Origin of the sequence: Prevotella sp. oral taxon 317 str. F0108, assembly GCF_000162415.1 — a bacterium.
Taxonomy (GTDB): domain Bacteria; phylum Bacteroidota; class Bacteroidia; order Bacteroidales; family Bacteroidaceae; genus Prevotella; species Prevotella conceptionensis.
Window position 1 is genome coordinate 1,677 of the sequence record NZ_GG740083.1, and the last position, 2,402, is coordinate 4,078.

Annotated in this window: 4 protein-coding genes and 1 pseudogene; all 5 read left to right on the plus strand. The window is 36.1% G+C overall.

Annotated features, from left to right (window positions below; genetic code table 11):
* Nucleotides 1–174 precede the first annotated feature (174 nt).
* Nucleotides 175–308, plus strand: a pseudogene (locus tag HMPREF0670_RS17550) (RHS repeat-associated core domain-containing protein); the annotation flags it as partial.
* A 14-nt stretch (nucleotides 309–322) separates the two neighbouring features.
* Nucleotides 323–727: a hypothetical protein gene (locus HMPREF0670_RS14870; protein ID WP_410524387.1), complete on the plus strand. Its 405-nt coding sequence runs from the start codon at nucleotides 323–325 to the stop codon at nucleotides 725–727.
* Nucleotides 687–1,280, plus strand: a complete 594-nt coding sequence (locus HMPREF0670_RS14875) for a hypothetical protein (protein ID WP_009231960.1) — start codon at nucleotides 687–689, stop codon at nucleotides 1,278–1,280. Before HMPREF0670_RS14870 ends, HMPREF0670_RS14875 begins: the two co-directional genes overlap by 41 nt.
* 64 nt (nucleotides 1,281–1,344) lie before the next feature.
* Nucleotides 1,345–1,599: a hypothetical protein gene (locus HMPREF0670_RS17335; protein ID WP_009231961.1), complete on the plus strand. Its 255-nt coding sequence runs from the start codon at nucleotides 1,345–1,347 to the stop codon at nucleotides 1,597–1,599.
* Between the two features lie 108 nt (nucleotides 1,600–1,707).
* Nucleotides 1,708–2,304, plus strand: coding sequence for a hypothetical protein (locus tag HMPREF0670_RS14885; RefSeq protein WP_044078489.1), 597 nt, complete (start codon nucleotides 1,708–1,710; stop codon nucleotides 2,302–2,304).
* The last annotated feature ends 98 nt before the right edge of the window (nucleotides 2,305–2,402 follow it).

Genomic DNA, 2,402 nt, shown 5'->3' on the forward strand with positions numbered 1-2,402 from the left:
TAACTATTTGGAAAAAAGCTCATTGGGATTCAGAATATCTATACTTTATGGTTTCTCTAAAAGGGAAGAAATATAAGGAATTTAATCTTCCTATATCCTATACCTCTAAAATAAAAAGAAAAAACTTTCCATTGGAGCAAAGAACTCTGGATTATTTATTATATTTATTGTATTGAGGAAATGCCGTACAAGTTCAGTGACAAGGAACTCGATGAGGAAACGGGGTTGTACTACTGTGGGGCAAGGTGTATGAACCCTGTAACGAGTCCGTGGTATGGGTGGATCTGTTGGCAGAGAAGTATGTATCCAAGGAAAGGCCGACTTGAATGCTGTCTTTTCTGACGGAACAACACGTACAGCAGCTACCTTCGAGTTTAATAGTGGACCATATGGTAATGGACCTACCCCTAACAACTCCTATGAAGCGTTTGGTGCTGTGCCAACAAATGAGGCAGGAATGCTAAACAATGGGTATACAGGATGGAAAGTTCTTTTGCCTAATTACAATGGACGATCGGGGCTTAGAGTACATCCAGATACCAATTCACCTGGTACAAAGGGCTGTATTGGTATTGTCGGTTGTTATGAAGAATTGAAAAATCTTGGTAACTTCTTTAATAAATATATTGGTCCTAGTGGGAAAAATAGAATGATTTTTAATTTTAATATCAAAGGTAATCCGAATTATGGCAATGAAGGTAAAGCTAATTCTCGTCTTGCTCAATAGCTTATTTACTATACAAGCTTGTATTAGGCAAGAAACGAAAGAAAGGAAAAAGATATATGTTGCTGAACACATTAAGAAGGAAGTTCCTATACCGTTAGACACATCTGTTAATGGCATAATACTAGACGATACCGTTTCTCTAAATAACATTTTAGGGAAAAGACTTCCCGTCATAGATGTTAGTGATTATGGAGAATGCACAGTGTGCAGCAATATTGATGGATCAGAATATCTAATTCTTTGCATAAACTATGGAGGATATATAAATCAGTACGATAGATTCGTTGTCGTACCTTCCCATTCAATAACTCAATCTAGAAGAATACAACAGACTTCATTTAAAAAATTCTGTTCAGGGCTAGGTGCATATATTGGCTGTGATATGAAAGAAATAGAAAAACAAATGATGATGATGAAAAAGGTACAATATAAAACAGCAGAAGGTGTAGAGATTGTTTATAGCCAGTCTCTTCCCGATTGGCCATATCATTGCGAATACCATTTTGTGAATAATCGTCTTACTCGATATGAATTTGATTATCGTGATCCCTAAGAAACTATATAGCAAGACAAAATGAAACACTCTCACGTCTGGTCAGAAAGTTTACGCCGCCCGCATGATGCAGATAGAAGGGCAGCGCGAGGAGTCTTACAAGTCGCTTGGTACACCTCCCTGTGTTCCTACAATGACGGGTGAAACGGCTGATCCCGACAACACCGGTTATGGCTATGAAGGTAATGATACCTATAAAAATAAACATGGGGATAATATTCCTCTTTATACTCCTGAGCCATCTAATGATACACCAAAAACCGCTGTTGCTGTAGAACAGCATCAAAAGCATGAACAAAAGAAGTCTAACAAAGAATAATAGTTTGTTTTATCAATGGAGAAATATTTGTTGTTTATTATCACAATGACGTGTTCCATATGTTGTAACTCATTCTGCAATGAGCCCACTGTCAAGATTCTACACTCTATGGAAAAGGATACCCTACTGAAATCCTTTGGTATTTCGTATGTTGATTTAAAAGGATACAAGATAATCCATATTAATAAAAGAACAAGTTGTGTTTTACAGCCGCTTGTGACATCGGATAAGGGAGAAACTAATTACTTTCGACTAAAATTAAACAAAGATAAAAAGACTGTCTATTTGATAGACAGCATTTTGTCTGTCGGAGATATTCTGTACAATTCGAGAACCACAGGGATTATTTTTCCCATTATTAAATATCAAAATGAAGATGATTTTTCGACAACAGGAGAAATTCGCTATTTTAATACAGACAAGTTGTTGTCAGATTGTATAGAGAATAATCTCGAAAATTCAGAGGCTGTTTGTTTTGACAATAGTGGATTGTTTTGTTTGTACATGAGTGCAGACACTTTGTTTGCATACAATATTTCCACAAAAGAAAAGAAGTCGATTTTCACTTTTGATAATCCAATGATGTATTCTGTAGAACTAAAATTAAAGAATAACATACTCACATTAATATATTATTCTAACTTTGTAGAAGACTTCTCTGACCTTAATTCAGCAAAAGTTATAAACTTTGATTATCAGGAGTAGTGAAACCTTTAATAAACAATGGCAAGACAAGCTGGTAAACCTACAATGTTGCTGGTGAGCGTGTCGTCAGGAGCCACGGCTACCTTGTGGCGCGTACA